Source organism: Acinetobacter sp. YH12142 (genome assembly GCF_013418435.1).
In the GTDB taxonomy this organism is placed as follows: Bacteria; Pseudomonadota; Gammaproteobacteria; order Pseudomonadales; family Moraxellaceae; genus Acinetobacter; species Acinetobacter amyesii.
This window is the reverse complement of sequence record NZ_VPCB01000002.1, coordinates 76,605-102,402: the sequence shown is the minus strand read 5'-3', so window position 1 is coordinate 102,402 and position 25,798 is coordinate 76,605. Positions and strand designations below refer to the sequence as shown.

Here is a 25,798-nt window from a genome sequence, read left to right as displayed (position 1 = left end):
CATGAATGCCTTGTTTATGATTATTGCAGCAATATTGCTACTTGGACCGCTGATAGCGATTCATGAATTTGGGCATTATTTCGTTGCACGTAAACTGGGCGTAAAGGTTTTGGTGTATTCGATTGGTTTTGGCCCAACACTACTTAAGTGGACGTCAAAGAAGTCGGGTATTCAATATCAACTGTCTGCATTACCACTAGGTGGTTATGTCAAAATGTTGGATGAACGAGAAGGTGATGTCGCAGCAGAAGACTTACCAAAAGCATTTAACCGACAACACCCTTGGAAGCGTATTGCAATTGTTGCGGCAGGGCCACTCATCAACTTGGCTTTTGCTGTGGTGTTGTTTTGGATTTTATTTTTACCTGCACAGGAACAGCTGAATACGCGCGTAGGTAAAATTTTACCAAATACACCAGCAGCGGCTGCGCAAATGCAGTCTGGTGATAAAATTACTGCCGTAGATGGTACTCAAGTATCCACTTGGGAGCGCTTGAATTATGCCTTGGTTGATCGTGTGGGTGAAACTGGCAATATTCAAATTCAAGCTGAACGTGCAGGGCAAATTCAAAACTTCAGTTTACCAATTCAGAGTTTTTTACGCGATCAAACTCAGTCACCACTCGATGTTCTTGGTTTTACGCCATATCGTCCTGAAATTCCTGCAGTGGTTTCAAAACTCAGTGAAGATGGCGCAGCGATTCGCCAAGGGATGCAAGTGGGTGATCGAATTGTTTCGATTGATGGCGTAAAAATGAAAGACTGGTTTGATGTTGTACAAGTTGTACAAGCTTCTCCAGAAAAGTTACTTAAAATTGATGTTTTACGACAAAATAAAATTGTGCATTTAAACGTGATGCCGCAAGGTAAGCGTGACCAAATGGGTAAAGTCACAGGGCTTTTAGGTGTACAAAGCGATCCGGGTAAAGTCAATATTCCAGCCGAATACAAACAAACCATTCAATACACGCCTGTAGAGGCGATGGGAAAAGCGGTAGAAAAAACAGGTCAGATCTCTAGTATGATCCTGAATTCTATTGTAAAAATGGTGCGTGGTTTGGTGGGTTTGGATAATTTATCTGGTCCGATTACCATTGCGAAAGTGGCTGGACAAAGTGCTGAAATGGGGTGGCAAACCTTCATTTCATTTATGGCACTGATGAGTGTGAGTTTAGGTATTTTAAATTTACTACCGATTCCTATGCTCGATGGCGGTCATTTAATTTACTATTTTATTGAATTAATTCGTGGTAAACCTGTTTCTGAACAAATACAATTGGTTGGATTAAAAATTGGTATGGTATTGCTGGGTAGCATGATGCTACTGGCTCTATTCAATGACATTATGCGTTTATAAGAACGTTATACGAAATAAATTAACAGCGGAAAAGACTGGCATGCAGCACAAACATTTATTTATGCCATTGGCACTGGTTAGTGCTATGGCCGTAGCACAACAAGTATATGCAGCAGATGATTTTGTAGTACAAGATATTCGTGTTGATGGCTTAGTGCGTTTAACTCCTGACAATGTAGCCGGAATGATCCCATTCTCCGCTGGTGATCGTGTCAATGATCAAATCATTTCAAACTCAATTCGTAGCATGTTTGCATCGGGTTTGTTTGATGATGTGAAGTCTACACAAGTCGGTAATACCCTTGTATATACAGTGGTTGAACGTCCAGTTATTTCTAAAGTTGAGCTAAAAGGCAATAAACTTATTCCTAAAGAAGCCTTGGAAGAAGGCTTAAAGAAAATGGGTCTGTCCGAAGGTGAAGTTTTAAAGAAATCATCTTTGCAAACGGTTGAAACTGAATTAGAACAACAGTACATGCAGCAAGGTCGTTATGATGCTGATGTCAAAGTTATTACAACCGCTCAACCAAACAACCGTGTTAATGTCTTAATCGAGTTTGAAGAAGGCCAATCTGCCAAAGTATTTGATATCAATATCATTGGTAATACGGTCTTTAAAGAAAGCGAAATTAAACAAATTTTTGCATTAAAAGAAAGTGGTTGGAACTCGATCATTTCTCGTAATGACCGTTATGCACGTGAAAAGATGGCTGCGAGTTTAGAAGCTTTACGTGCGATGTATCTCAACAAAGGTTACATCAACTTTAACATTACCAATTCAAGTCTGAATTTGAGTGAAGATAAAAAACACGTCTTTATCGAAGTTTCGGTGGATGAAGGTGAACAATTTAAGTTTGGTAAAACTCATTTCTTAGGTGATACGCTTTATACGCAAACTGATTTAAACGCTTTAAAACTCTATAAAGATGGCGATTTATATTCACAAGAAAAAGTGAATGGTGTGAAACAACTTTTACTTCGTAAATACGGTAACGCAGGTTACTACTTTGCAGAAGTGAACATTGTTCCTGAAATCAATAAAGACACCAAATTGGTTGATTTAAATTACTATGTGAATCCGGGTCAGCAAGTCACTGTTCGCCGTATTAATTTCACAGGTAACTCGAAAACAGCTGATGAAGTTCTACGTCGTGAAATGCGTCAAATGGAAGGTGCATTAGCAAGTAACGAAAAAATTGATTTATCTAAAGTGCGTTTAGAACGTACTGGTTTCTTTAAAACCGTTGATGTTAAGCCTGCACGTATTCCGGGTACCCCAGATCAAATTGATTTAAATGTAAATGTTGAAGAGCAGCATTCGGGGACAAGTACTTTAGCTGTTGGTTTCTCACAAAGTGGCGGTGTAACTTTCCAAGCAGGTTTGAGTCAAACCAACTTCTTGGGTACAGGTAATGCAGTTTCTATCGATTTGTCTCGTTCAGAGACTCAAGATTATTACAACCTCAGTGTAACTGACCCATACTTCACTATTGATGGTGTACGCCGTGGTTATAACTTGTACTACCGTAAAACCAAGTTAGATAACGACTATAACGTTAACAACTACGTCACTGATAGTTTTGGTGGTGGTATTAACTTCGGTTATCCGATCGATGAAAACCAAAGTATCAGTATGGGCTTAAACGTAGACCAAACTGATGTGACTACAGGTCCATATGTTTCTACATATGTGCGTGATTACTTACTTGCAAATGGCGGTAAGGCAACACATTCAACTAGCTATTGTCCAGTTGACTTAGTACCAATTAAAGATGCTGATGGCAAAATTACAGGTTATGAGCCATGTTCAGTGCCTGAAATAACTTATAATGATGAATTTAAAGGTGATTTCTTAACCTATAACTTAAACTTAGGTTGGTCGTATAACACGCTAAACCGTCCTGTATTCCCAACTTCAGGTATGTCACATCGTGTAAATACTGAAATTGCCTTACCGGGTAGTGATGTTGAATATCAAAAAGTCACTTACGATGCACAAGCTTATTTCCCACTCGGTAAAGACTTTGTGGTTCGTGGCTATGGTAAGTTGGGTTATGGTAATGATTTACCGTTCTATAAAAACTTCTATGCAGGTGGTTTTGGGTCGGTACGTGGTTATGACAACAGCACTTTAGGTCCAAAATACGATGGTGTTTACTATCAAGGTATTGGTAAAGAAGATTTGGATTTTGAGGAAGTGGGCGGTAATGCACTTGTCCAATTTGGTGCTGAATTAGCCTTACCAGTGCCTTTCAAAGGCGATTGGGCGCGTCAAGTACGTCCAGTATTGTTTGCTGAAGGAGCACAAGTATTTGATACCCAATGTGACGTTCCAGCCGCGGATAGTGTATTGGTTAAAGATGGTCAAACATATAACGCTCGTGAATACTGTAAAGATAACTACGGCTTTGATATGAATAATATGCGTTATAGCGTTGGTGCTGGCTTTACTTGGATCACGATGATTGGTCCAATTTCACTGAGTTATGCATTCCCGCTTAATGATAAAGCTGGCGATGAAACAAAAGAAATTCAATTCGAGATTGGTCGTACATTCTAAGTACGACCCTTCTAGGTATAACAAAATTACAGGTTGATAAGATGAATAAATTATTTGCTGGTTTGGCAGTATTGGGTATGTCATGTTCTGCAGTGGTACATGCAGCAGGTTACGGTGTGGTAGATTTAGAAAAGGTGGTTGATCAAAGCACTTATCTAAAACAACAAAATGCTCAAATTCAACAGCAGTTGAAACCACAAACCACTAAAATTGAATCACTTGCTAAAGAGCTGGAAGCAATGCAACAGAAAGCTCAGCAGGGTGGTGATAAGTTGACTGCTGCGCAAAAGCAGCAAATGGGTCAACAGTATCAAGCTAAACTTAAAGAGCTGACTGATTTACAGCAAAAAGTTCAAGCTTCGGTTCAAGGGAATATTCAGTCCTTAAATCGCACGATGGATACTCGAATCAAGCAAGTTGCAGAACAATTGCGCACAGAAAATAAGTTAGATGTTGTTTTGAATAAAAATTCAGCACTTGCGTATGACCCTAAGTTTGATTTAACTGATAAAATGATTCAAAAGGTTAATGCAATTAAATAATCAATGAATTCTCAAAAATTCAGTTTAGAAAAGCTTGCTCAACTTGTTCAAGGTCAATGTATTGGCCAGCTAGACTTGCAATTCAGTGGAATGGCAAGTTTGGAGAGTGCTCAACCGCATCAGCTTGCATTTTTAAGCGCAGATAAATATCTGAATGAAGCTCAACAGTCTCAGGCTGGTGCGCTGATTGTGACTGCAGACATGCAGTCACAAATCCCTTCACAGCAAAACTTTATTGTTGTACCCAATCCGTATTTGGCTTTCGCTATTCTGACGCATGTTTTTGAAAAAAAATCTGTAGAAACAGGAATTGAAAGTACTGCCCAAATTCATCCTTCTGCAATCATTTCTGATACTGCTTATATTGGGCATTATGTGGTGATTGGTGCGAATAGTGTGGTGGGCGAAGGTACTCGCATTGAATCACAAGTGAAGATTGATCACGGTGTTGAAATTGGTAAAGATTGTTTTATCGATTCGCATGTGACGATTACTGGTGAAGCCAAGTTAGGTGATCGTGTACGTATCCATGCGAATACGGTGATCGGTGGTGAAGGGTTTGGTTTTGCGCCTTATCAAGGGAAATGGCATCGTATTGCTCAATTAGGTTCTGTACGCATTGGGAATGATGTGCGTATTGGCTCAAATTGTAGTATCGACCGTGGTGCTTTAGATGACACAATTTTGGAAGATGGTGTCATTATTGATAACCTTGTGCAAATCGCGCATAACGTCAAAGTAGGCGCAAATACGGCAATGGCTGCGAAATGTGGCATTGCAGGTAGTACAACTATTGGCAAAAATTGTGTGCTAGCAGGGGCTGTTGGTATCGTAGGTCACATTAATATTGCAGATAATGTGACAATTACCGGTATGTCAATGGTCACAAAAAGTATTTCCGTTGCTGGAAGTTATTCTTCAGGTACGCCAATGCTTGAAAGTGGTTCTTGGAAAAAGGCAGCAATCCGCTTTAAACAATTAGCAGATGTGCCATTGACCCAATTGGTCAAACGACTTGATCATATGCAGTCTCAAATTGAGTCCCTTGAATCAACATTTAAATTGCGTAAATAATTATGATGACAGAGTCGAATACCCCAGCTTTCACAAAACCTGAATTACCAATGACTATTCAGACTATTCGTGAATATTTGCCACATCGTTATCCGTTTTTATTGGTTGATCGTGTTGTTGAAGTGACTGACAACGGGATTGTAGGCTATAAAAATGTAACGATTAACGAAGAATTTTTACAGGGCCATTTCCCTGAATACCCAATTATGCCGGGTGTGCTGATTGTTGAAGCATTGGCGCAAGTGTCGGGTATCTTAGGTTTCATCATGAATAATGAGAAACCTTCAGCGGGTTCGTTGTTCTTATTTGCTGGTGCAGAAAAGGTCCGATTTAAAAAACAAGTCGTTGCAGGCGATCAACTTGTATTAAAATCAGAATTAGTGATGCAAAAGCGTGGCATTTACAAATATAATTGTGTTGCCACTGTAGATGGCGTAGTCGCAGCAACCGCGGAAATTATGGTTTCGCATCAGAAAACAGAGACAGCATGAGCAATAACGAATTAATTCATCCTACCGCCATTATTGACTCATCAGCAGTAATTGCTCCGGATGTGCAAATTGGACCATATTGTATTATTGGTCCTCAAGTCACAATTGGAGCGGGTACTAAACTGCATTCACATGTTGTGGTGGGTGGTTATACCCGTATTGGTCAACATAACGAAATTTTTCAATTTGCCAGTGTTGGTGAAGTCTGCCAAGACTTGAAATATGCTGGTGAAGAAACTTGGTTAGAAATCGGGGATCATAACTCGATTCGTGAACACTGTAGTTTACACCGTGGTACTGTTCAAGATCAGGGTCTAACTAAAGTTGGTAGTCATAATTTATTGATGGTGAATACACATATTGCACATGACTGTGTGGTAGGTGATCATAATATCTTTGCTAATAACGTCGGCGTTGCAGGTCATGTCCACATTGGTGATTATGTCATCGTAGGTGGTAACTCTGGTATTCATCAATTCTGTAAAATCGATTCTTACAGTATGATTGGTGGTGCATCTCTTATTTTGAAAGATGTACCTGCTTATGTCATGGTATCTGGTAATCCAGCCCATGCTTTTGCCATGAACATTGAAGGAATGCGTCGTAAAGGTTGGTCTAAAAATGTGATTCAAGGTTTACGTGAATCCTTTAAATTGATCTATAAAGATGGATTAACGACGAATGAAGCGATTGAGCGTATTCGTACTGAAATTTTGCCTGAAGTGGCAGAAGCGCAATTGTTGATTGACTCACTTGAGCAGTCTAAGCGCGGTATCGTACGCTAAATGCTGCGAATAAAAAAAGACACCTTATAAGGTGTCTTTTTTTTGCATTAAAAAATAGAACTATTTTTTAACAAAGCCTGCTTCTTCAGATTTTGGATACTTTTGGGTGAGCTTGGTTTTGAGCTGCGTTGCTAAACTGCTATTTCGATCGACATCTTTTGCAATGCTATACAGTTGATATAACGCTCTAGGCGCACGGGTCGACTCAGGGTATTGATCTACTACGATACTATAGTTCTTTTTCGCTTCCGCGTAGTTGGTCGGTTCAACAGCAAGGTTGAACTCAGCTAGCCAAAAATATGCGTTGCTAATATAGACACTGTTAGGATTATTCTTAATAAAGTTTTTCATCGGTGCAATGGCTTTTTTCGCACCACCTTGTTTGTATGCATCTAAAGCAACGGTATATGCCGCTTTCTCGAGCTCAAGTGAGTCACCACCTGCATTTACAGGTTGGTTTGCAGATGAGCTTAATGTTGCTTGGGTCGTAGGTTGTTTAATAGGTGTAGGCGCTGTATTAGCTGTTACTGGGTGCAGTACCTTGTTGGTTATCCTCCGCAGCCTCTGTGTCTTCACTTGGATCTACTTTTTGTTGGAGTAGTTCTAAACGTTGATCTAAATCTGCATAGCGGTTTGTAAGTTCACTTTTTAATTGTTCGATAATATTGTCTTGCTCTTCCATTTTACCGCGTAAGCTACGCAATTCATTTTCGAGCTGTTGGTTCTTCTGCATAAGCTGCCAATTCAAATTGGTTGGAATAGGGGGAGAGCCAGCACCTGTTTGAATGGCCGTATTATTTGCTGTATACACAGTGCCATTATTAGCGCCACTCAAACCACGAGATTCAATTGGAATATTGGCAAATAATGCACCTGAGCAAGTCAATGTAAGGGCACACAATACATGCTGTTTAAACATCATAAAAATTCCATGTAGTTACAAGCATGTCCGTATAGAATAGTTTTATTACAGACAGCTTTAGATAAAACGATAAGCACATTAAAAACGCCAAAGTTCTGAATTGCAATAAGCTTTTACAATCTTGTTGTGTATTAAAGTAAAAATATAGTGATGAAGTTTCACGTTTTCTACATCATCGACCATCATATTGATTTATAAATAATCAAACAGTGTTTTCTACTCAGGAATTCTCGGTTTTAGTCTTGCATGTTTATTAAAAATCTCTATACTCTGTTCTTGCAATGGTAGCCCTGCTGGTTACTTCGCAATTGTACTCTACAAACCCCGCCAGGACCGGAAGGTAGCAACGGTAGTAGAAATATGATGTGCCGAAGTCTTGCTGGTAGGGTTGCCACCAGTTTCAATAATAAATTAAACGTCCTCTCATTTTTTCAATCCTATATTCTTCTTTATTTTAATTTTATTAATTCTTCATTTAGATCTATATCTTTGTTATTCGTCTTCAAATTCTTTACGTGCAATCACTTTAAAAATCGTATCGAGATCGAATCCTCGATATTGTAAAAAACGTATTTGTTTGGCTTTTTGTTTTGGATCACGTTCAACAGCTTTGCCAAATTTTTTTATTTTGAGCTGGTAGGCTTCAGTGACCCAATCTGTTTCTTTTAATTCATCCTGAATTAATTCACTGTCTACTTTTTTATTTTTTAACGCGAGCTTTATACGATTAGGGCCTTTACCTTTACGTTTTTGACTCGATAGCACCATCTCTGCTACACGCTGATCGCTTTGATAGTTCTCACGCGCGAGTTCCTCCACCAAGTGTATGACTTCTTCTCGGCTATCCGCATACAGTGCTAATTTTTCGATTAAATCCGCTTTTGAGTATTCTTTACGTGTGAGTACTGCAAAAGCGTAGGAGCGTAGACGAGAGCCGCGCAGTCCTGGTTTTTTTTCAGCATGAACATCTTTACTATTGGTGTCAAAATGCAATGCAGTGTGATCGATCACCGAAGTATTGTTATGTGAAATGTCAGTTTGTACAGCATGATTTACGCAGGTAGTTTCTTCAGCTTCTGCAAACTGTTGTTTCAGTGCTTCATAATCAAGCAAGAGTGGAAAATGGTCTTTAGTCATGGGGTCATTTTAATACAAATTTTGAGTGCAAAACAAAACGCCCCGTAGGGCGTTTCGTCTGCTATTAAAGTATGCTGTAATTAAGCATCTAAAAAGTCTGGTTCTTCTTCGTCTTTGTCTTCTACAGGTGCTGTACCCGTAGTCAGAAGTTGTTCACGAATCAGTTTTTCGATAGTTTGCACAAGTTCAGGGTGTTCTTCTAAGTGGCGAATGGTATTGTTTTTACCTTGCCCAATCTTGTCACCTTGGTATGAATACCAAGCACCTGCTTTTTGAACAATTTCTTGTTGTACTGCGAGGTCAACAAGCTCACCTAAATGGTTCACGCCTTTACCATAAAGAATTTGGAAAATTGCTTCACGGAATGGAGGAGCCATTTTGTTTTTCACAACTTTCACTTTGGTTTCTGAACCAATGATTTCGTCGCCTTCTTTCACTTGACCAATACGGCGGATATCTAAACGTACAGATGCATAGAATTTAAGTGCATTACCACCAGTTGTGGTTTCTGGGCTACCAAACATTACACCAATCTTCATACGGATTTGGTTAATGAAGATCACCATACAGTTAGAACGTTTCGCATTACCGGTAATTTTACGCAGTGCTTGGCTCATCAGACGAGCTTGTAAGCCCATGTGTGAGTCACCCATTTCGCCTTCAATTTCGGCGCGAGGGGTCAGTGCAGCGACCGAGTCGACAACGATCAGGTCAATGGCACCTGAACGTACCAGCATGTCTGCAATTTCAAGTGCTTGTTCACCATTGTCTGGCTGTGAAACAAGTAAGTTATCAATATCTACGCCAAGTTTACGTGCGTATTGAGGGTCTAATGCATGTTCAGCATCGATGAATGCACAAGTACCGCCAGTTTTTTGACATTGGGCAATGGCTTGTAATGTCATAGTCGTTTTACCAGAAGATTCAGGACCGTAGATTTCTACGATACGACCTTTAGGTAAACCACCAATACCTAGTGCGATATCTAGTGTTAAAGAACCCGTAGAGACAGCCTCAACCGCCTGTACAGTATTATCACCAAGACGCATTACGGTGTTTTTACCAAACTGCTTTTCAATTTGGCTTAAGGCCGCATTTAACGCCTTGCTTTTATTATCATCCATCTTACAACCTCAATACGATGTCACGAAACAATATACTCAAGTGGATGTATTCAGTTTAAATCTGTTCCACGAGGGTATAGTGACAGAAATCATCCTTTTGTTCTATGAAAATCACAACAGGTGCGACATGTTGTGACGCTTTAACTTAATCATCATTATAAGACCATTGCTGGTCAAACTGTTGATCATTTTCTCTTTTAAATTTACCAATATCTCGACGATCTTTTTTACTTGGTCGATGATCTGGCCGAGCTAGATTATGCAACTTTCTTTGTGATGCGAGCAATTCCCGTTTTGCAATACTGACTTCAGTTTCATCATAAAGTAGCTGAGCGGTTGGGGTAGGCCCACGAACATCCGACAGTGCTTTCACCACCACGGTTTTTTTCTCAAGGCCTTGTGCAATGGTTAATTCCATGCCTACACGAACTTCACGAGAGACTTTAACGCGTTCACCATTATGATGAACTTTACCGCCTTCAATCGCATTTTTGGCAATAGAGCGGGTTTTAAAAAAACGTGCAGCCCACAACCATTTGTCTATACGCATACCAACCGCATCTTCGGCTAGATTTGATTTACGCATATTTTTTCTGTTCCTCGGCTTGCTCAATCATTTGAGCTTCTAAAATAGGGATTAAATCTGTTAATGCGGACAGCATTGGGTAATTGCAAGTCTCGCGAGGCGCTTTGGCAGATGAAGGCTGCTGAATCGAATAGAGCTGTTCGATCCCAAAAAGTTTTGCGCCATTAAGTACTTTTTCTGTGTCATCAATGAAATAACAGTTTTTTGCATCGAAGGAATGTTTGCTTGCTAATATTTGCCAAAACTCAATAAACTCTTTGGCATGACCGAGCGTTTCTGAACTGACGATAACATCGAAAAAATCACGAAGACCGGTTTCTTCAAGTTTGAATTGTAAGCCAGCATAGTCGGCATTGGTCGCAAGCCAAATAGGATAGCCATTTTCTTTTAGATAGGTAAGCAGCTCAATGCAACCTTCACGTTTAGCCACTTTGGCTTTTTGTTCTATTTGCATTTCCAGAACATCAACGCCAACTTGTGACGTCCAAAAGCGAGAGGAGTACCATTTTAGGGTATGATTATGCTGTTGATAAAAACTAAATAGCGTTTGCTTGCTTTGTTCGAGTGAGCACTGATGCTGTTCAGCATAGCGAATTGGCAGCAGCTCATTCCAAATGAAATCATCATAGGCAAGATCGAGTAAAGTACCGTCCATATCGAAAATGATCGTCGGCTTTTCTGAGTAATTTGGCATATAAAGGTATTCTATGTTTAAAACAACAACAGCACCGCAAGACCCACTGATTTTGCAGTTGGTTCCCATTGTGACACAAGCTTGCGAAATTTTGCGAGAAGAATATCAGCGTTATTGCTCAGGAGCGAATTTTGATGTGGAACGTAAAAGTGATGATTCACCGGTAACGCAGGCGGACTATCGTGCAAATAGCTATATTACCCAAGCATTATCCAAAGTTTCTAACTTGCCTATATTGTCAGAAGAAGGTGATAAGTCTGAGCGTATGCAATGGCAAAAATTTTGGCTGCTTGATCCCTTGGATGGTACCAAAGAGTTTTTACATAAAAGACCTGAATTTACCATTAATCTGAGTTTGGTAGATGAGGCCAATACCACCTTTGCCATATTGGCGATCCCGGGGGAATATAGCGTATATATTTGCCCCTTTGCGGGACTGCCGCTGAAATATGATAGCCAGTCCACTGCATGGTATGAATATGTTCAAACCTCTGCAGAGAGTGTCGTACACGTTGGCTTGAGTCAAAGTGCCAAAAATAAGCCGATTTATACGGACTATCTAGACGCTTTAGAAAAACTCACTCCTTATCAGGCCTACCATGCTGGTAGTGCATATAAGTTTTGTATGATGTTAGAAGATCGAGTGGATATTTATCCGCGTTTTCATCCGACTTGTGAATGGGATACGAGCGCTGGACAATGTTTAATCGAGCGTATTGGTGGTGGTTTGGTTGATTTTAAAGGTCGCCCTTTTTTTTATAACCAACGCACGACTTTATTAAATGGTGGGTTTATTGCATTTAAAAATGCCGAAATGAAAGAATTGGCCTTAAATGCTTTGGCAAACATGCCTGACAAAACTTGAGCTAAATCGGGTTCATGCTATAGTGTCTGCACACTCCGTTAAATCTCCTGCATTTAAGAACTGTCAATTATGGCCCTAGATTTGCTCCCACCGAGTATGCTGAAAGCAATAGACTTATTGCCGGATGAAAAGACGCCTGTAACATTGTTTACACGTCATTCCATTCGTGAAGTTGTACAAGGACAGGGTTTGGCTGGTTATGACTTGCAACTGACCCATCAAGGACGTGATTTAGCCGAAGCGTGGGGCAGCTATTTGGTTGAAAATACCGACCGTGTTATTCAGCACTGTATTTCGAGTCCAATTCAGCGCTGTGTGGATACGGCAGCATTGATGATTCAAGGTGCAGATAACGTCACGATTGAACCGAATACCCACCATATCGAGATCATTGAACAAGGATTATTGGTCGAGCCGGGAAGTTTTGTGCTCGATATTAAAAAAGCAGGACCATACTTTCAAAAGCAAGGTGCTTTAGGCTTTATCAATAGTTTTGTGAATAATGCTTTGCCGGGTATGAAACAGCCCATTCATGGGGTGGTAGATGTTTTGGAGTTGATTTACAACACTCATCCAACCAATGACTATGGTCTGAGTCTAGCGGTGAGTCATGATACGATTTTGGCTGCAATTCTTGCCATTATTTCAGGTAAAAATATCGTGACACGCGAAGATTGGCCTAAAATGATGGAAGGTTTATTTGTTTGGTTTGAAGGAGATGTATTCCTTGAATCTAAACTGAAATGGATTTGGCGTGGTGAACTAAATGAATTAAATATTCGTGAATTTCAGCAGGCTGAGCAGCAACTCTAAGTATTTTTGCGCATACAAAATATTTAAAAAAGGCATCCATGTACGGGATGCCTTTTTTATCTGCTTCAATATTTCACTAAATAAAAGATTAAATATTGGCTTTAATTCGCGCAGGGTATTGATTTAAATCAATACTTGAACCGTCGTCACTATAAGGCCAGCAGCTAGTATTGACAGGGAGATGTTGTTGGTGGATTCGACTGTATTTGTCAGCGGCAATCAATGTCGCAATGTCATGATCTTTAATGCTATACGCTTGCACGAGTTCAACGGGATATTGTGTGCGTTCAAAAAATGCAGCTTCTGTTTCACCTTGATGCAGCGCAAAGATGCGTTCTACAGCAGGTAAATACACGCCATATGCTAACCATGAGTCTACGCCTTGAGAGGCTTGAATCTCTGCGGTCGATTTCATATTTGAAATGACTTTACCTAAAATGTCTTTTTCACCTTTCGATGTAAAATATTCAATATATTGATGTTCTGCTTCTGCAAACTTTTCTAATGATGGCAAAAATTGGTTAATCGACATTTTCATCCCTCTTTTCATTTGTACAGCAATGGCAGCCTAGGATGAAAATTAAAATACCATAAAAAATATATGGGATTAAACCATTTCTAAAAATTTTTATTTTCAAAGTTTCTAAAAATATCCTGACAATTTTTGTCGGGAATATACGATTGTATTTAAAGGCCTACATCTTAATTTTAGTTGAAAAGTGAAGTACCTGTCACACCAATCCTGATTCAGCCAATACTAAATATTTAGATTTTATTTGAATTGTTAATAAGTGACAAAACGCGGCAATTGAATGATTTATACAAAAGAAATAGTATTGAATTTATTATAACTAATTGATTTATATATTTTATGTAGATCTCTTAATTGGATTTTTTTGTGGCTAATTGGGGAATAGTAGTGAAAAGTGTGATAGGTTTTTCATATAACAAGTTATCAATTTGTATTGTGTCATTAATGTTGGTTGCTTGTGGTGGTGGAGGCGGTGGTGATAGTTCAGGTGGTTCTGCATCAACTTCAAGTTATCCAGAACCGACCCAAGACATAGTCGATGATACCAGTATTGGCTTTTATGACTACGATGCAAATGATGCTGTTCGTGAAATACGAAATGATTTAGTCGGCAACTTTTCAGCGCAAGTTCAATTTGGTCAAAGTCATGTCGTCGATCCGAATGCGAACGAAGCCAAGAAAATGCCACGGTTAACCAGTGAAAAAGAAGCGCTGCTTATCGTGACGCCAACACTTGATATGCAAAACATCAAGCAACTCAAAGTAGAAATCTATCAAAACAATCGCTTAATTCGTACCGCGACATTGGATGATCCGACGCAAATGCCTGTTTCAGACCAGAGTGGGCAAAGAGGTCGTCCAGATGTTTGGTACAGTAAACGCGCGTGGACCACGAAACTCAATTGGGATGAAGTTAAACCCGGTCTAAGATTAAAATTTATCGATGCAAATAAAGTCAGCGGTGAATTGGCTGAGGATAAAATCGATTTTGCTGCACCAGGGGAATTGGTTTTAAATAATATCCGTGTTGGTATGTTGGCAGATAAGCCAAATTCTACCGGCCACTATATGCTACTAGAGCCTGAAAAAGCGGGCACAGATTATTTCCAAACCATTCCTGCAGCAGAAATGACGGTTGCACAATATGATGATATTCAGTTAACACGTGCAATGGTATCTTCAGGTGTTATTTATGACAGTAAAAGTGCCGGAGATGGTGGTGTTTATGCAGGAGACATGCGTGAGGATGTCGGTAAATCAACCTTTAGTGTTGGTATAAACCTTGCTAACTGGGGTATTACCAGTGCATCTATGGCCAACCAAAGTCAGCCACAATTAACCCAAACAGTAGTTGTCCATCATACGAAGGGGAACTATGCCAATGGTGTGCATACTCATGGACTGAGTGGTGGTAATGGCATGCTCACGCTTTATGATTCTGTAGGGAATGAATTTAGCCATGAAATTGGCCATCACTATGGTTTAGGACATTACCCTGGTCAGGTAGGTGACAATCTATTTTGGGCTGCACATCATGCGGACAGTGGATGGGGTTATATTGCCAATCGCAATATGATGCGCGGAAATCTATCATGGACGGCGACATGGAAGTGGGATGGAGCGAATGGTATCCCAAATTTTAAAAATCTGTTCCCGTACGGAAAAGATGCCATGTCCGGCGGGTATCCTGATAGTAATGTATCACGCTACACACACTATACGGGTTACAGCACATTCCTGAAAATTCAACCACACTTTGACCGTTATGTCTGGGATGAAACTTCGCCTACCGGCTACAAAAAGTGGAACAAAACCACTCGTGAAATGGAAGTCGCTCAACCGAAGATGCCAAATTCGACGGCTCCGGTTTGGTATAACGCAGATCAAAATTATCCACGACCACGGGTTTTTGGTCAGCCTGTCATTACCATTTTAGGGGGCTATGATCCAGTCAATCAAGTCGGTTTGTTATATCCTGCGGCACGTTCAAACTGGGGTAATGTTTATGATTTAACGGCGGCCAATACGGCCTTAGACCAAGCTGCATGTTGGTTGAATGTGCAATACACGAATAAAGTCAACAATATTGCTTTAGCACCTGTACGACTAGGTAGTAATGCCAATAAACTGCATGTCAATTTAGCTTTGGCAGATCAACCACAGAAAGTTGATTTGTATTGTAAAAAAGCAGGTGAAGAAGCCAAATTATTAGCAAATATTGATATTCCAGTTTACAGCACAGCGATCAAGCCGGCTGTCAAAATTGGGCGTCAGCATGGTTATAGTGCATTGCGTGCTATCGAACTTCCTCAATTAGAAAGTGCTTTGGAAGCGCAAGCTGCAAATGCTGTTGTTGCACTAAATCCAACTGAAAAAATGCTGTATGAGTCATATAAAAATGACAAGTCATTGATGAATAGTGTGGCGCGTCAGCAATTAACCCGTTATGAGTCGCAACAAAACACAGCATACCGACTAAATCGTTGGATGAATGTATATGCACAAGACCTAACCAATCAAGTACCTGAGGCGCAAAGCGCGCTCGAAGCATTTATGAAAAAGCTTTCAGTCACTCAAGAAGGTTTGTTCGAGCAGGCGACATTGATCAAAAATGGTAACAACTGTTTGAAATCTGAAACCTTAACTGATGGAACATTAAATTTATACATCAGTGGCCCAAGCGGTTGTACGGCGGATGATACTGAACAGTGGGTATATGATGCCATTGGTCGGATACACAGTAAGTCAAATCCAGATCAATGCATAACAGGCAACGGTGGTTCAGCTAAAGTGACGCTAGAACGTTGCGTGTTAAACCAAACCAACCAAATTTGGACCATGGACCCTGCGACTACAACGATTCGTCAAAGTGGTCAATGCATGGATTTAAATACGGGACGTTTGCAAAATAACCGTGCGGATTTAATTCGATATAGCTGTACCAACGGTGGCAATCAACGTTGGACAAATTTGACAGCAAGCAAAAACTTATTATGGACATATTTATCAGCGACGAATATGAAACTGATTAATAAATAATCTGTAAATAGAAAATAAGGTCCAATAAGGACCTTATTTTTTTGCTTTTAAAAATCAATAGGCACAAAAAAAGCCCTAAAAAGGGCTTTTTTCATCGCAACAAATTAGTTAGCTAAAGCTTTAACTTGTGCATTTAAACGGCTCTTATGACGAGCAGCTTTGTTTTTATGGATGATGCCTTTATCAGCCATACGGTCGATTACAGGAACAGCTTTTTTGTAAGCTTCTGTAGCGACAGCGTAATCACCAGCAGCAATAGCAGCTACTGTGCGTTTAAGATAAGTACGAACCATAGAACGTAAGCTTGCGTTGTGTTGACGTGCTTTAACGTTTTGACGAGCACGTTTTTTTGCTTGAGCAGAGTTTGCCACTCGTGCACTCCTTGAAATAGATTGGTCTGGGCGGGCTGAAATTACATCTGAAAACCAACATCAGAAGAACTATCACCAGCCCGTAAACAAGTGCCATATTGTGATTAAACTAAGCGCTTAAGTCAAGTCTTGACATGCTTTGACAACATTTTAGATGCAGAAAAATTTTAAAGAAAACGTTAGATTAGTCTAAAGTAATTGAGATTGTATGAAAAATGACTAAAAGTATAGAGAATGCGATTGTCATCGGAGCAACAGGATTGGTCGGGCGGGAATTGGTTCGTCAGCTCAGTCAAAATGCAAGATGTAAGAATATTACTGCTGTGGTACGTCAGCGTGATCATGAACTGAATGGACTGGCAAAAGTTCAACAAATGGTGATCAGTGACTTTCTTTCCCTGACTCAGGATGATGTGCGAGATTATAGTCATGCCTTTAGTTGTTTAGGCTCGACGATTAAAAAAGCAGGGTCTAAAGATCATTTTTATCAAATTGATTTTAGCATCAATGCACATTTCGCTGAATTATTAGAATATACAGACACACATCTGATCATTGTCAGTGCAATGGGCGCAAAAGCCAATTCCGCGTTTTTTTATAATCGAGTCAAAGGTGAATTGGAATATTATTTAAAAACCTTAAAGTTAAATCAACTTTCGATTTTAAAACCTTCGCTGTTACTTGGTGAGCGTCATGAATCTCGACGTTTAGAAGATGCGACACAGAAACTTTATATGCGCTTTTCGCATTTTGTACCTGATCGTTTCAAATTTAAGCCAGTGACAGCACAGCAAGTGGCTAATACTATGGTCGAGGCGGCACAAACTCAGACTGAAAAGTTCGAGATTTATGATAATTTACGCATACTAACAATTAAATGAGGGAAATACCGTGTCTACAGTTCCATTCGTCACCTGTGATTTACTTGATGATCATCCAGACAAAGAATTACAAGTGGTGATCCCGTCTTTGGATGGTAAATTCTTTCAAAGTTATGGTGCACGAAAAAGTTTTGGCGGTCAGGTGGTGACGGTTAAATGTTTTGAAGATAACTCTCGTGTTAAAGAATTATTGGCAACCGATGGTACGGGTAAAGTATTGGTTGTGGATGGTGGCGCTTCGATGCGCTGTGCCTTGATGGGCGATATGATTGCTGAATCTGCAGTCAAGAATCATTGGAATGGCGTCATTATTTACGGCTGCGTGCGTGATGTTGATGCGATTGCCGAACTTGATTTAGGTGTGCATGCTTTGGCCGCAATTCCACAAAAAAGTAACCGCAAAGGCGTGGGTGAAACAGATATTCCATTGAGTTTTGGTGGTGTAAACATTCAATCTGGTGATTTTATCTATGCTGATAATAACGGCATCGTTGTTTCAAAAGAGCAATTGGTTGTTCTATAAGCGTACTTGAATTTTTAGTCGTGGAATGAAAGCGTAATTCTTGCTCATACACGACGATATAAATGTGAAAAAGAAAATACAAACATCAGCTGAGGACTCTCGGCTGTTGTATAAAAATACGAAATAAAAAAAGAAAGGAAAAAGTATGTTGTTGCATCAATTAAAAGTGGCGCAAGCGTTGCTCTCAGGCGTAGCAGAAGGCGGACGAGGTACAAATGGGACGCCTTATCCGAAACAACCTGAAAAAGCCCTTAAGCTGTACGAATTTGAAGGGTCTCCCTATTGTCGTCGTGTACGAGAAGTACTAACCACACTCAATTTGGATTATGAGGTCTACCCATGTCCCAAAGGGGCTAAAAAGTACCGTTTAGAGGTACAGAAATTAGGTGGAAAACAACAATTTCCTTTCTTGGTGGATGACAATACTGGGGATCGTTTGTACGAATCTCAGCAAATTATTCATCATTTATTTAAACATTATGGCAAAACAGGTCAGACTCCTAAGAAGTATGCCAATTATCCTAAAATTCCGTATGTTGCCTATGTTGGAACTTTAATTAATGGGGCTCAAGGGGTGTGGGTGCAGCGTAAAGTTATTCATCGTGATGCACCAACTCAACTCTTAGAACTATGGGGTTTTGAAGCGAGTCCATATACACGTATCGTACGTAGCGCATTGTCTGAAATGGAATTGGCATATATCTTTCATAATGTGGCTAAGGAACGTTGGCAAGATCAGGGATTAGCGGTAATGCGCTTAAGACCTGGTAAATATGTACCCCTGAAAGGTGGCAAGCGTGAACAAGTGTTAAAAATCATGGGGAACAATATACAAGTGCCATATTTGAAAGATCCTAATACTGGTGTAGAACTTTTTGAATCTGAAAAAATTGTGCAATATCTGAAAAAGCAATATTTGAGCTAATCTCACTCAAGTTTAAGCTTAGTGCAGTGTATAGTCAGACTGATGGCTATACACATGTTGTAATGATAAATGGGTCTAAAATTAGAAGAAAAATGCATCATAGCTGCATCAATTGAATTAGAATAAATTGTTAAAAAATAAGAAATTTACTTAATTATAGGGATATCCTAAAAGGATTAAACTCATTAATGTAAAAGACATTTCATTTTTTCGGGGGAAGTAAATCATGTCACCACAAGAAGTCATACTACCCGTACCGGTGCTCGTCGTTGAAGATGAGGAAATTATTCAATTACGTTTACGTCAAATTTTGACAGAGCTGGGTTATAAGCGTGAAGAGCTTATCTTCACCAAAAATGTTAAAGAATCTATTCAAGCCGTAGAGACCCAACCGATATCCTTAGCCTTAGTTGACTTAGGTTTGCCTGATGGTAGTGGTATCGAAATTATTGAAAAAATACGTTCCCTCGAAAGTAATACCATGATCTTGGTTGTCTCTGCATGGAGTACACAAGAAAGCTTATTTGCCGCAATTAAAGCAGGTGCAACGGGCTATGTATTAAAAGAACGTGATGATGCTGAAGTACTTTTATCTATTCGGAGTATTTTACGTGGTGGGGCGCCGATTGACCCATTTATTGCACGAGAAATCCTTAAACAAATATCCGAAGCCGAAGCGCCAAGTCCAGAACAAACAGTCGCCGATGAAGCAGACCTGAACCTCTTGACCAGTCGTGAAAAAGAAATTTTATGTTTGGTTGCTCAAGGTTTGAGTAACCGTGAGATTGCTGAACAGCTTTTTGTTTCTCGCTATACGGTAGAAAGCCATATTAAACATATTTATCGCAAATTAGCCGTAACGAAACGAACCAAAGCCGTGAGTACAGCAAGATCTATGGGTATTCTATAATGCGTAAAGGAGGATATTTTTTCTTATTTATCCTCTGTTTAGTATGGGGGAGCTTGAGTCATGCAGAGCAAGTTTTCCCTGTAAATGATCAATGTAATGTAACTGTGAATAGCATTTCACGGGTGAAGACACCATCCAATCAAGAATTACCCAGAACTGGATGGAAAACCACGCAATTACCTGACCGTTGGAAAGAAGATAAAGACTGGGAGGGTTATCAAGGTGGTGCTTGGTATAAATTAGACTGGTCTTGGTACTGTAAAAATAATGCGCGTTTGGCAGAACCCATCGCACTATATGTTGATTACATTATTAATACGGGTTCAGTCTTTCTGAATGGCGACTTGCTGTGGACCAATAAAAATCTTCAAGAACCGGTCTCTAAAAGTTGGAATGTTGCACGCTATTGGATTTTACCGATAAGTGGAATCAAGCATGATCATAATGAAACCTTGATCTATGTTTATGGCTACTCGAGTTTAAATGCTGGCTTGGGCCCAGTAGTATTTAACAATGTAATGGCAACGGTAGAGCAAGCCGAAAAAACAACATTTACACGTCGGACCATATTACAGTTAAATATTTTTCTTTCTGGGGTCTTGGGTCTAATTTGCTTTATCATTTGGTTGATGCGTCCTCGTGATACGAGTTTTGGCTGGTTTGCGCTTTCAACAGTGCTGTGGATTTTATTTCTCAGTAATGCCCTGACTACTGAAACCTTTCCATACCCAGATTCGGTTTTTTCTGCCAAAGCTAATCTGATATTTGTAATGCTGTACTTTCAGTGCTTTAGCATTTATATCTTACGCTTTCTTGGGCGTAAGTTTCCACGAATAGAACTGTCATTTACAATGTTTACTGCTGCACTGATTGGTGTGGTGTGTATCTGGCCATTCGAACAAAATGCAGATATTTCGAGCCTTATTTTCTTTTTATATTGTGCATTCTTTTTTATCACTTACCTCTATCTGTGTAAAATTAGTTTCAAAGAACGAAGAAGAGACTATATTTTATTAGCAATCTGTTTGACTGCGATAATTGTGATAGTCATAGCTGATATCACAGTCTTGGTGCTCTTTCCAAAAGAAAATTTTACACCTTTATCACCCTTTACTTCACCGATTATTACCCTATTTATAGTGGTGATCTTGGGGGCGAGGCTCAATCGTAATATTCAGAAAATTGAAAAATATAATGATGATCTGGCATTTGAAGTTCAGAAAGTCAGTGATGAATTATGCAGTAGCTTGAATGATAAACATCAGCTTGAACTGAGTAATGTACGCCTGCAGGAACGCATTAAATTATCGCATGATCTGCATGATGGTCTGGGCGCATCCATTGTGCGCTCGATGATCTTGGTTGATCAGTGTGAAAGTAATATTCCAAACAGACAGTTCTTGTCGATGTTGAAATTATTGCGCGATGATTTAAGGCAAATTATTGATAGTGGATCATCTTTAGACAGTAAAGTGCCAGATTCACCTTTGCTCTGGATCGCACCTGTTCGACATCGCTTTAGTCAGTTGATGGATGAAGTGGAAATGAATGCCAAATGGTGTATTCCTTCGCAGTGGGCGATCAAACCAACAGCAATTCAGTGCCTGACTTTAATACGAGTAATTGAAGAAAGCCTGACCAATATTGTGAAACATAGCCAAGCTAATCATGTCAATGTAACGCTGTCACAGTTCGAGAATGGCGCATTGTTATTAACCATTGAAGATGATGGCGTAGGTTTTGATGTTGAGAGTGTTTCAAATCATGGCATGAGTATCGGCATGCGAAGTATGAAAATGCGTGTGGAGCGTATAGGCGGAAATTTCAAAATTCATTCTCAGCAAGGCTGTACCATTATTCAAACAGAAATTAATTTAAAATCAGCTGCATAAAATAAAATGTTGAAATAATAAAAATGATGATCAATTCGATATTAAGTCATCTAAAGCGCATAGCATTGTTCTGCTGTGTCACTTTTATCGCCGCTTGTGGTTCGCAGGATCAAGCGCCTAAACCGGGTGAGTATGGGCAGATTTTGTTCCAACAAGCAGTGTTAAGTACCGAAGAAATTCAGCAATTACTTACAGAAAGTCAAAGCGATACAAATGCATTAAACACTAAAAATTTTGCAGTGGATTACACTGCTACATCGAGCCAAAACCCATATCGTGCAGTCTTGTTGGTCAAAGGTAGGGCAATGACCAGTGGTGAGGTATCCGTTAAATTTCAAATTGATAACTACAATGCCGCTATTCAACAAACCTCAAGCAATCTCATGCAAATGGACGCAGGTGTTGATCAGATTGAACGATTAGAAACATTAGATGCAGGACAAGATTTTAACTTTGTTATGGACGGTGCGCCTTTCTCAGTCAATGCTGCCAATGATCCAAATAGTATGACCAGTCAACTGAGTTTGTTAGAGTCAAGGAATGTGGAGTTTCAAAGTATTGAATTACAAATTTGGCAAGGCAAAGGTAGTCAATACGGCGTAATGCGTTATCTTTGGTTTATTGGATTGGTGTTATTGATTGTATGGGTTTATCGCGTCATCGTGGAGAAAAAAGCCGATCAAGTCGAAGATTTTTTAAATCGTAGAAAGCGAAAATAATGCTATTCAGTAGCATAAAAAGGGAGCGTGACGCTCCCTTTTTTATTGATTTTATTCAGCTTCTGTTGGGACGAGCATGAGTACAGATTCATTTAATAGCATGGCAATATCTTCTAAAATATCAGCATCATATAAAGATTCGTCTAGCGCTAGACTTTGACCATCGGCAATGGTTTTTAAATGCACTGCAAATTCGTCTGAGATACAGATTCCTTCGCCATTTGCCCAAAACAAAATATCACTATCTTGCTCTGTGTAAAGTAAGCGTGAAGCAGGTTCTAACATGAGTTGATAGCCTTGATCTAAGGCCTCTTCAAGATCACCAGTGCCTATTTCTTCGGCTTCAGGAATATTGTCAGGATATTTAGGTTCTGACATTAAGCTCATGATTGCATCTTCAAGTACGGTTGAATTTTGCAATTGTTCAAATAACTTTTCTTTTAAATACTCAAGTTCATTTTCAGTCACTTGGCCAATCGCACTGATTTGGTCACGTAAAATGTCAGTTAATGGATTTTTAAGTAGAGGATTGTCTGTGAATTTGTCTGTCACTCGATCCATCATTTCTGTGACATTTGGCATGCGGAAGCCAAATGAATACGTTAGACATTCATCTTCAGCTACGCCATAGTGTGATAGGCCTGGTGGCACATAAAGTAAGTCGCCGGGAGCAAGCACTTCATCAAAATGAACGTCCATTTCTGGCAGTAAGCGAAGCGGTTGACCTTCGACAAATGAAGTATCGGCATCACACATCTGACCCAATTGCCAACGGCGGTGACCATAGCCTTGTACGAGGAATACATCGTAAAAATCAAAATGTTGCCCGACAGAGCCACCTTTTTGTGCATATGACACCATGATGTCATCACGACGCCATTGCGGAATAAATGAAAACTGCTTCCAAAGCTCGGCTAGGTCAAAAGAATAATGATCGACAGCTTGAACCAATAAAGTCCACAGTTTCGGCATTTTTTGAAAATCGGCTTTAAGTAGTGGAGAAGATTTCACTGTCCATTGGTTAGGATCACGATCTTTTTGTTTGATGAGACGTGCAGTGACATTGTCTTCTAAAGCCAATTCAAGAACGTCTTTCGGTTCAAGTATTTGGGCAATTTCAGGGAGTGCATTACGAACCAATAATGGTTTTTTCTGCCAATATTCGGCAAGGAATTGTTCAGCGCTTATGCCGCCGAGGATGTCAAGAGAATGAGCCATAACTAAATACATACAATTTTAATGGATATATTGTCCCTTGAGATTCCTGTTTTTAGCAAGGCTCTATTTCATTAAATTATTTCGATTAGCTTGAGACTATTTTAAAGGATTGTCTTTGAGATATTGCATGACTAATTTTTCAACTTCCAAATCATAGCTATTGGCAGCAGCCGTTGTCGCTGAAAATTTCATGAATTGCTCAAAATGTGCATTGGTGTCAATTTTAGTATTTTCTTTGTCAGACATTAATTTGAAATGATTCGGCATGACTTTTGCCATCATTTCAACATTTTCGGTTTGTAGTTTTAGAAGTTTTTTCACTTCAACTGTTTGTGGTTGAATGCTTTCAAATTTTTGTTTGCCTAGAGCAACCAGTTTATTGATTTGTTGTTCTGGCGTGCTACTACCACCGGTTTTGGTTTTAGTGCCCAGTTGTTGAATGATTTGCTCCTGCATCGCAGCGCCTTGTTGTTCTAATTCAGCATAGATAAATTTATATTGAACCCACTCATTGACTAAGTTTTTGTTGTATTGCTGAGAGTTGGTCACAGTTTGATTCACTGTATTGGTATGACCGTTTGTCGAACAAAATAGAAGGCTAATGCTAATGAGGCTAGATGAAATTAAATTAAACGTTTTCATGTTTTCAGTTCTTGGTTGTAATAAATAAGTAAGTGACTTTTTAATCATTAGCCCATAAAGAGCTAATGATGTGTTTATTATGCTGTAACAGATAAAGATTTTAAAATTATGGGACTAAGATCTTAAGCTCACGCAAAATATTGCAGAGTTTAATCATCGGCATACCCATGAGTGTAGTTTGGTCTTGCCCGATCATTTCTTCAAATAAGCTAATCCCTAAACTTTCACATTTAAAACTGCCAGCGCAGTGTAACGGTTGTTCAACCTGAACATAACGTTCAATTTCAGGTAAGCTTAGTTTGCGAAATTTCACTTTATAGTGCTCGACAAGGGTTTGTTCAAAACCTATCGATTTTTGTTGGACACTAAGTGCAGTACTGAAATAAACGATTTTGTCAGAGTTGGCTTGAAGCTGCTTAACGGCTTTTTCATCGCAAAGCGGTTTACCAATAAAAATATCTGGTGCGCCTTCGCGCCATGCGACTTGGTCAGAACCAATCACAATTGCGTCTGGGTGCTGGTTTGCAATTGCATAAGCTTTTTCAAATGCCAGTCGTTTTGCTAACTCATCGGCGTGGTTCTCACCGCGAGGTGTTTCGTCTATATCTGGTACGATTGAGTGGTAATCAATCCGTAAACGGTCCATCAGGTCTTTACGGGTTTGGCTGCTCGAAGCCAAAATGATTTTGGGAGTACTCATTACACTGCATATTCCATAAGTACATCAAGCGGCACATAAGACAGCGCCGCTTGGTGACACGCTTGTATTTTAATAGGTGGGGCAAATCCTTCTTGATACGCTTCCACCCAGCGAGTCACACAGATACACCAGAAGTCACCAGGTTGTAGTCCTGGAAAACCAACTTCGGGTAAGGGTGTGATTAGGTCATTGCCAACTTTTTGGGAAAAGTTTAAAAATTCAGATGTCATTTGTGCACACATCGTATGCTGACCAAGGTCTGTTGTTGCTGTATGGCAAAAGCCATTTCTAAAATATCCGGTAATCGGATCAAAACAACAGCTTGCCAAGGGTTCGCCTAAAACATTTAAACGATTAATATTTGGGTCTGGATGAATCGACATAAGCGCTGAATCTTTATAAGGCTTTTCGCTATCATAACAAAACTTTGGCTCTACATAGCTTTTCTGCAAAAGAAGCTAACGTTTTTCTGCATAATCATTTAAAATCGTCGCGT

At 39.6% G+C, this 25,798-nt stretch carries 25 protein-coding genes, 1 other RNA gene and 1 pseudogene; 16 read left to right on the top strand and 11 right to left on the bottom strand.

Annotated elements, in window-relative coordinates:
- The first annotated feature begins 1 nt into the window (after position 1).
- Genes rseP through lpxA form a run of 6 tightly spaced genes read left to right on the top strand, consistent with a single transcriptional unit; the run spans position 2 to position 6,809 of the window.
- On the top strand, positions 2-1,357 hold the full coding sequence (gene rseP / locus FTU77_RS02240) for an RIP metalloprotease RseP (RefSeq protein ID WP_180021708.1): 1,356 nt from the start codon (positions 2-4) through the stop codon (positions 1,355-1,357).
- A gap of 40 nt (positions 1,358-1,397) precedes the next feature.
- Positions 1,398-3,917, top strand: coding sequence for an outer membrane protein assembly factor BamA (bamA, locus tag FTU77_RS02235; RefSeq protein ID WP_180054436.1), 2,520 nt, complete (start codon positions 1,398-1,400; stop codon positions 3,915-3,917).
- Positions 3,918-3,958: 41 nt separating this feature from the next.
- A complete protein-coding gene (locus FTU77_RS02230; protein ID WP_180054434.1) occupies positions 3,959-4,459 on the top strand; it encodes an OmpH family outer membrane protein in 501 nt (166 codons plus the stop codon).
- A gap of 3 nt (positions 4,460-4,462) precedes the next feature.
- Positions 4,463-5,533 (top strand): UDP-3-O-(3-hydroxymyristoyl)glucosamine N-acyltransferase, encoded by a 1,071-nt coding sequence (lpxD, locus tag FTU77_RS02225; RefSeq protein WP_180048912.1) that lies wholly within the window; start codon positions 4,463-4,465, stop codon positions 5,531-5,533.
- Between the two features lie 5 nt (positions 5,534-5,538).
- The gene (fabZ, locus tag FTU77_RS02220; protein WP_171263789.1) at positions 5,539-6,024 is read left to right on the top strand and encodes a 3-hydroxyacyl-ACP dehydratase FabZ; all 486 of its coding nucleotides are present in this window, start codon (positions 5,539-5,541) and stop codon (positions 6,022-6,024) included.
- Positions 6,021-6,809, top strand: a complete 789-nt coding sequence (gene lpxA / locus FTU77_RS02215) for an acyl-ACP--UDP-N-acetylglucosamine O-acyltransferase (protein WP_168377606.1) — start codon at positions 6,021-6,023, stop codon at positions 6,807-6,809. Before fabZ ends, lpxA begins: the two co-directional genes overlap by 4 nt.
- A 60-nt stretch (positions 6,810-6,869) precedes the next feature.
- On the opposite strand, the pseudogene FTU77_RS02210 reads toward lpxA, so the two are convergent.
- Positions 6,870-7,731 (bottom strand): annotated as a pseudogene (locus FTU77_RS02210) (YbgF trimerization domain-containing protein).
- 291 nt (positions 7,732-8,022) lie between these two features.
- Between FTU77_RS02210 and ffs the strand changes: the two are divergent.
- An RNA gene (gene ffs, locus FTU77_RS02205) (signal recognition particle sRNA small type) lies at positions 8,023-8,119 on the top strand.
- Between the two features lie 104 nt (positions 8,120-8,223).
- Here ffs and FTU77_RS02200 read toward each other — a convergent pair.
- The 4 genes from FTU77_RS02200 to FTU77_RS02185 all read right to left on the bottom strand — a co-directional run bounded on the left by FTU77_RS02200 (position 8,224) and on the right by FTU77_RS02185 (position 11,272).
- The gene (locus FTU77_RS02200) at positions 8,224-8,868 is read right to left on the bottom strand and encodes a regulatory protein RecX (RefSeq protein WP_180054432.1); all 645 of its coding nucleotides are present in this window, start codon (positions 8,866-8,868) and stop codon (positions 8,224-8,226) included.
- Positions 8,869-8,948: 80 nt separating this feature from the next.
- Positions 8,949-9,992: a recombinase RecA gene (recA, locus tag FTU77_RS02195; protein ID WP_180054430.1), complete on the bottom strand. Its 1,044-nt coding sequence runs from the start codon at positions 9,990-9,992 to the stop codon at positions 8,949-8,951.
- 145 nt (positions 9,993-10,137) lie between these two features.
- Positions 10,138-10,578 (bottom strand): RNA-binding S4 domain-containing protein, encoded by a 441-nt coding sequence (locus tag FTU77_RS02190; RefSeq protein ID WP_180054428.1) that lies wholly within the window; start codon positions 10,576-10,578, stop codon positions 10,138-10,140.
- Positions 10,571-11,272: an HAD-IA family hydrolase gene (locus FTU77_RS02185; RefSeq protein ID WP_180004628.1), complete on the bottom strand. Its 702-nt coding sequence runs from the start codon at positions 11,270-11,272 to the stop codon at positions 10,571-10,573. The genes FTU77_RS02190 and FTU77_RS02185 overlap by 8 nt, the downstream gene beginning before the upstream one ends.
- 13 nt (positions 11,273-11,285) lie before the next feature.
- Between FTU77_RS02185 and FTU77_RS02180 the strand changes: the two genes are divergently transcribed.
- Complete coding sequence (locus tag FTU77_RS02180; protein WP_180054426.1) at positions 11,286-12,137, top strand: 3'(2'),5'-bisphosphate nucleotidase CysQ; 852 nt, start codon at positions 11,286-11,288, stop codon at positions 12,135-12,137.
- Positions 12,138-12,206: 69 nt separating this feature from the next.
- Complete coding sequence (locus FTU77_RS02175) at positions 12,207-12,950, top strand: histidine phosphatase family protein (RefSeq protein ID WP_078188709.1); 744 nt, start codon at positions 12,207-12,209, stop codon at positions 12,948-12,950.
- 88 nt (positions 12,951-13,038) lie between these two features.
- Here FTU77_RS02175 and FTU77_RS02170 read toward each other — a convergent pair whose 3' ends face one another.
- Positions 13,039-13,482 (bottom strand): hypothetical protein, encoded by a 444-nt coding sequence (locus FTU77_RS02170; protein ID WP_180054424.1) that lies wholly within the window; start codon positions 13,480-13,482, stop codon positions 13,039-13,041.
- Positions 13,483-13,926: 444 nt separating this feature from the next.
- Between FTU77_RS02170 and FTU77_RS02165 the strand changes: the two genes are divergently transcribed.
- Positions 13,927-16,521 (top strand): M66 family metalloprotease, encoded by a 2,595-nt coding sequence (locus tag FTU77_RS02165; RefSeq protein ID WP_180054629.1) that lies wholly within the window; start codon positions 13,927-13,929, stop codon positions 16,519-16,521.
- Between the two features lie 104 nt (positions 16,522-16,625).
- Here FTU77_RS02165 and rpsT read toward each other — a convergent pair whose 3' ends face one another.
- Positions 16,626-16,892 (bottom strand): 30S ribosomal protein S20, encoded by a 267-nt coding sequence (gene rpsT / locus FTU77_RS02160; RefSeq protein ID WP_078188707.1) that lies wholly within the window; start codon positions 16,890-16,892, stop codon positions 16,626-16,628.
- Between the two features lie 215 nt (positions 16,893-17,107).
- On the opposite strand from rpsT, the gene FTU77_RS02155 reads away from it, so the two are divergent.
- The 6 genes from FTU77_RS02155 (at position 17,108) to FTU77_RS02130 (ending at position 22,742) form a co-directional block, all read left to right on the top strand.
- Positions 17,108-17,773 (top strand): NAD(P)H-binding protein, encoded by a 666-nt coding sequence (locus FTU77_RS02155; RefSeq protein WP_180041099.1) that lies wholly within the window; start codon positions 17,108-17,110, stop codon positions 17,771-17,773.
- A gap of 10 nt (positions 17,774-17,783) precedes the next feature.
- A complete protein-coding gene (gene rraA, locus FTU77_RS02150) occupies positions 17,784-18,296 on the top strand; it encodes a ribonuclease E activity regulator RraA (protein WP_180023800.1) in 513 nt (170 codons plus the stop codon).
- A gap of 145 nt (positions 18,297-18,441) precedes the next feature.
- Complete coding sequence (locus tag FTU77_RS02145; protein ID WP_180054422.1) at positions 18,442-19,221, top strand: glutathione S-transferase N-terminal domain-containing protein; 780 nt, start codon at positions 18,442-18,444, stop codon at positions 19,219-19,221.
- A 226-nt stretch (positions 19,222-19,447) separates the two neighbouring features.
- Positions 19,448-20,131, top strand: coding sequence for a response regulator transcription factor (locus FTU77_RS02140; RefSeq protein WP_078188703.1), 684 nt, complete (start codon positions 19,448-19,450; stop codon positions 20,129-20,131).
- 53 nt (positions 20,132-20,184) lie between these two features.
- A complete protein-coding gene (locus tag FTU77_RS02135; protein ID WP_306669894.1) occupies positions 20,185-22,023 on the top strand; it encodes an ATP-binding protein in 1,839 nt (612 codons plus the stop codon).
- 23 nt (positions 22,024-22,046) lie between these two features.
- Positions 22,047-22,742: a hypothetical protein gene (locus FTU77_RS02130; protein WP_180054418.1), complete on the top strand. Its 696-nt coding sequence runs from the start codon at positions 22,047-22,049 to the stop codon at positions 22,740-22,742.
- A 51-nt stretch (positions 22,743-22,793) separates the two neighbouring features.
- On the opposite strand, the gene FTU77_RS02125 is transcribed toward FTU77_RS02130, so the two are convergent.
- From FTU77_RS02125 to FTU77_RS02110, 4 genes are all read right to left on the bottom strand, one after another.
- A complete protein-coding gene (locus FTU77_RS02125; RefSeq protein WP_180054416.1) occupies positions 22,794-23,960 on the bottom strand; it encodes a cupin domain-containing protein in 1,167 nt (388 codons plus the stop codon).
- A 96-nt stretch (positions 23,961-24,056) separates the two neighbouring features.
- Positions 24,057-24,602 carry a hypothetical protein gene (locus FTU77_RS02120; protein ID WP_180022725.1) on the bottom strand — a complete coding sequence of 182 codons (546 nt, stop codon included), beginning with the start codon at positions 24,600-24,602 and terminating at the stop codon, positions 24,057-24,059.
- A 106-nt stretch (positions 24,603-24,708) separates the two neighbouring features.
- Positions 24,709-25,302, bottom strand: coding sequence for a nucleoside triphosphate pyrophosphatase (locus FTU77_RS02115; protein WP_180054414.1), 594 nt, complete (start codon positions 25,300-25,302; stop codon positions 24,709-24,711).
- Positions 25,302-25,685, bottom strand: a complete 384-nt coding sequence (locus tag FTU77_RS02110; protein WP_078188698.1) for a DUF2237 family protein — start codon at positions 25,683-25,685, stop codon at positions 25,302-25,304. The genes FTU77_RS02115 and FTU77_RS02110 overlap by 1 nt, the downstream gene beginning before the upstream one ends.
- Between the last annotated feature and the right edge of the window lie 113 nt (positions 25,686-25,798).

What these genes read in the sequence shown, in the direction of transcription:
- fabZ (WP_171263789.1), top strand. Translation starts at nt 5,539, where the DNA reads ATGACAGAGTCGAATACCCCAGCTTTCACAAAACCTGAATTACCAATG.
- FTU77_RS02130 (WP_180054418.1), top strand. Translation starts at nt 22,047, where the DNA reads ATGATGATCAATTCGATATTAAGTCATCTAAAGCGCATAGCATTGTTC.
- FTU77_RS02145 (WP_180054422.1), top strand. Translation starts at nt 18,442, where the DNA reads ATGTTGTTGCATCAATTAAAAGTGGCGCAAGCGTTGCTCTCAGGCGTA.
- FTU77_RS02155 (WP_180041099.1), top strand. Translation starts at nt 17,108, where the DNA reads ATGACTAAAAGTATAGAGAATGCGATTGTCATCGGAGCAACAGGATTG.
- FTU77_RS02185 (WP_180004628.1), bottom strand. Translation starts at nt 11,272, where the DNA reads ATGCCAAATTACTCAGAAAAGCCGACGATCATTTTCGATATGGACGGT.
- FTU77_RS02165 (WP_180054629.1), top strand. Translation starts at nt 13,927, where the DNA reads ATGTTGGTTGCTTGTGGTGGTGGAGGCGGTGGTGATAGTTCAGGTGGT.
- FTU77_RS02190 (WP_180054428.1), bottom strand. Translation starts at nt 10,578, where the DNA reads ATGCGTAAATCAAATCTAGCCGAAGATGCGGTTGGTATGCGTATAGAC.
- FTU77_RS02175 (WP_078188709.1), top strand. Translation starts at nt 12,207, where the DNA reads ATGGCCCTAGATTTGCTCCCACCGAGTATGCTGAAAGCAATAGACTTA.
- FTU77_RS02180 (WP_180054426.1), top strand. Translation starts at nt 11,286, where the DNA reads ATGTTTAAAACAACAACAGCACCGCAAGACCCACTGATTTTGCAGTTG.
- lpxA (WP_168377606.1), top strand. Translation starts at nt 6,021, where the DNA reads ATGAGCAATAACGAATTAATTCATCCTACCGCCATTATTGACTCATCA.
- rseP (WP_180021708.1), top strand. Translation starts at nt 2, where the DNA reads ATGAATGCCTTGTTTATGATTATTGCAGCAATATTGCTACTTGGACCG.
- FTU77_RS02170 (WP_180054424.1), bottom strand. Translation starts at nt 13,482, where the DNA reads ATGTCGATTAACCAATTTTTGCCATCATTAGAAAAGTTTGCAGAAGCA.
- FTU77_RS02120 (WP_180022725.1), bottom strand. Translation starts at nt 24,602, where the DNA reads ATGAAAACGTTTAATTTAATTTCATCTAGCCTCATTAGCATTAGCCTT.
- lpxD (WP_180048912.1), top strand. Translation starts at nt 4,463, where the DNA reads ATGAATTCTCAAAAATTCAGTTTAGAAAAGCTTGCTCAACTTGTTCAA.
- FTU77_RS02230 (WP_180054434.1), top strand. Translation starts at nt 3,959, where the DNA reads ATGAATAAATTATTTGCTGGTTTGGCAGTATTGGGTATGTCATGTTCT.
- FTU77_RS02115 (WP_180054414.1), bottom strand. Translation starts at nt 25,302, where the DNA reads ATGAGTACTCCCAAAATCATTTTGGCTTCGAGCAGCCAAACCCGTAAA.
- bamA (WP_180054436.1), top strand. Translation starts at nt 1,398, where the DNA reads ATGCAGCACAAACATTTATTTATGCCATTGGCACTGGTTAGTGCTATG.
- FTU77_RS02125 (WP_180054416.1), bottom strand. Translation starts at nt 23,960, where the DNA reads ATGGCTCATTCTCTTGACATCCTCGGCGGCATAAGCGCTGAACAATTC.
- FTU77_RS02140 (WP_078188703.1), top strand. Translation starts at nt 19,448, where the DNA reads ATGTCACCACAAGAAGTCATACTACCCGTACCGGTGCTCGTCGTTGAA.
- FTU77_RS02200 (WP_180054432.1), bottom strand. Translation starts at nt 8,868, where the DNA reads ATGACTAAAGACCATTTTCCACTCTTGCTTGATTATGAAGCACTGAAA.
- FTU77_RS02110 (WP_078188698.1), bottom strand. Translation starts at nt 25,685, where the DNA reads ATGTCGATTCATCCAGACCCAAATATTAATCGTTTAAATGTTTTAGGC.
- recA (WP_180054430.1), bottom strand. Translation starts at nt 9,992, where the DNA reads ATGGATGATAATAAAAGCAAGGCGTTAAATGCGGCCTTAAGCCAAATT.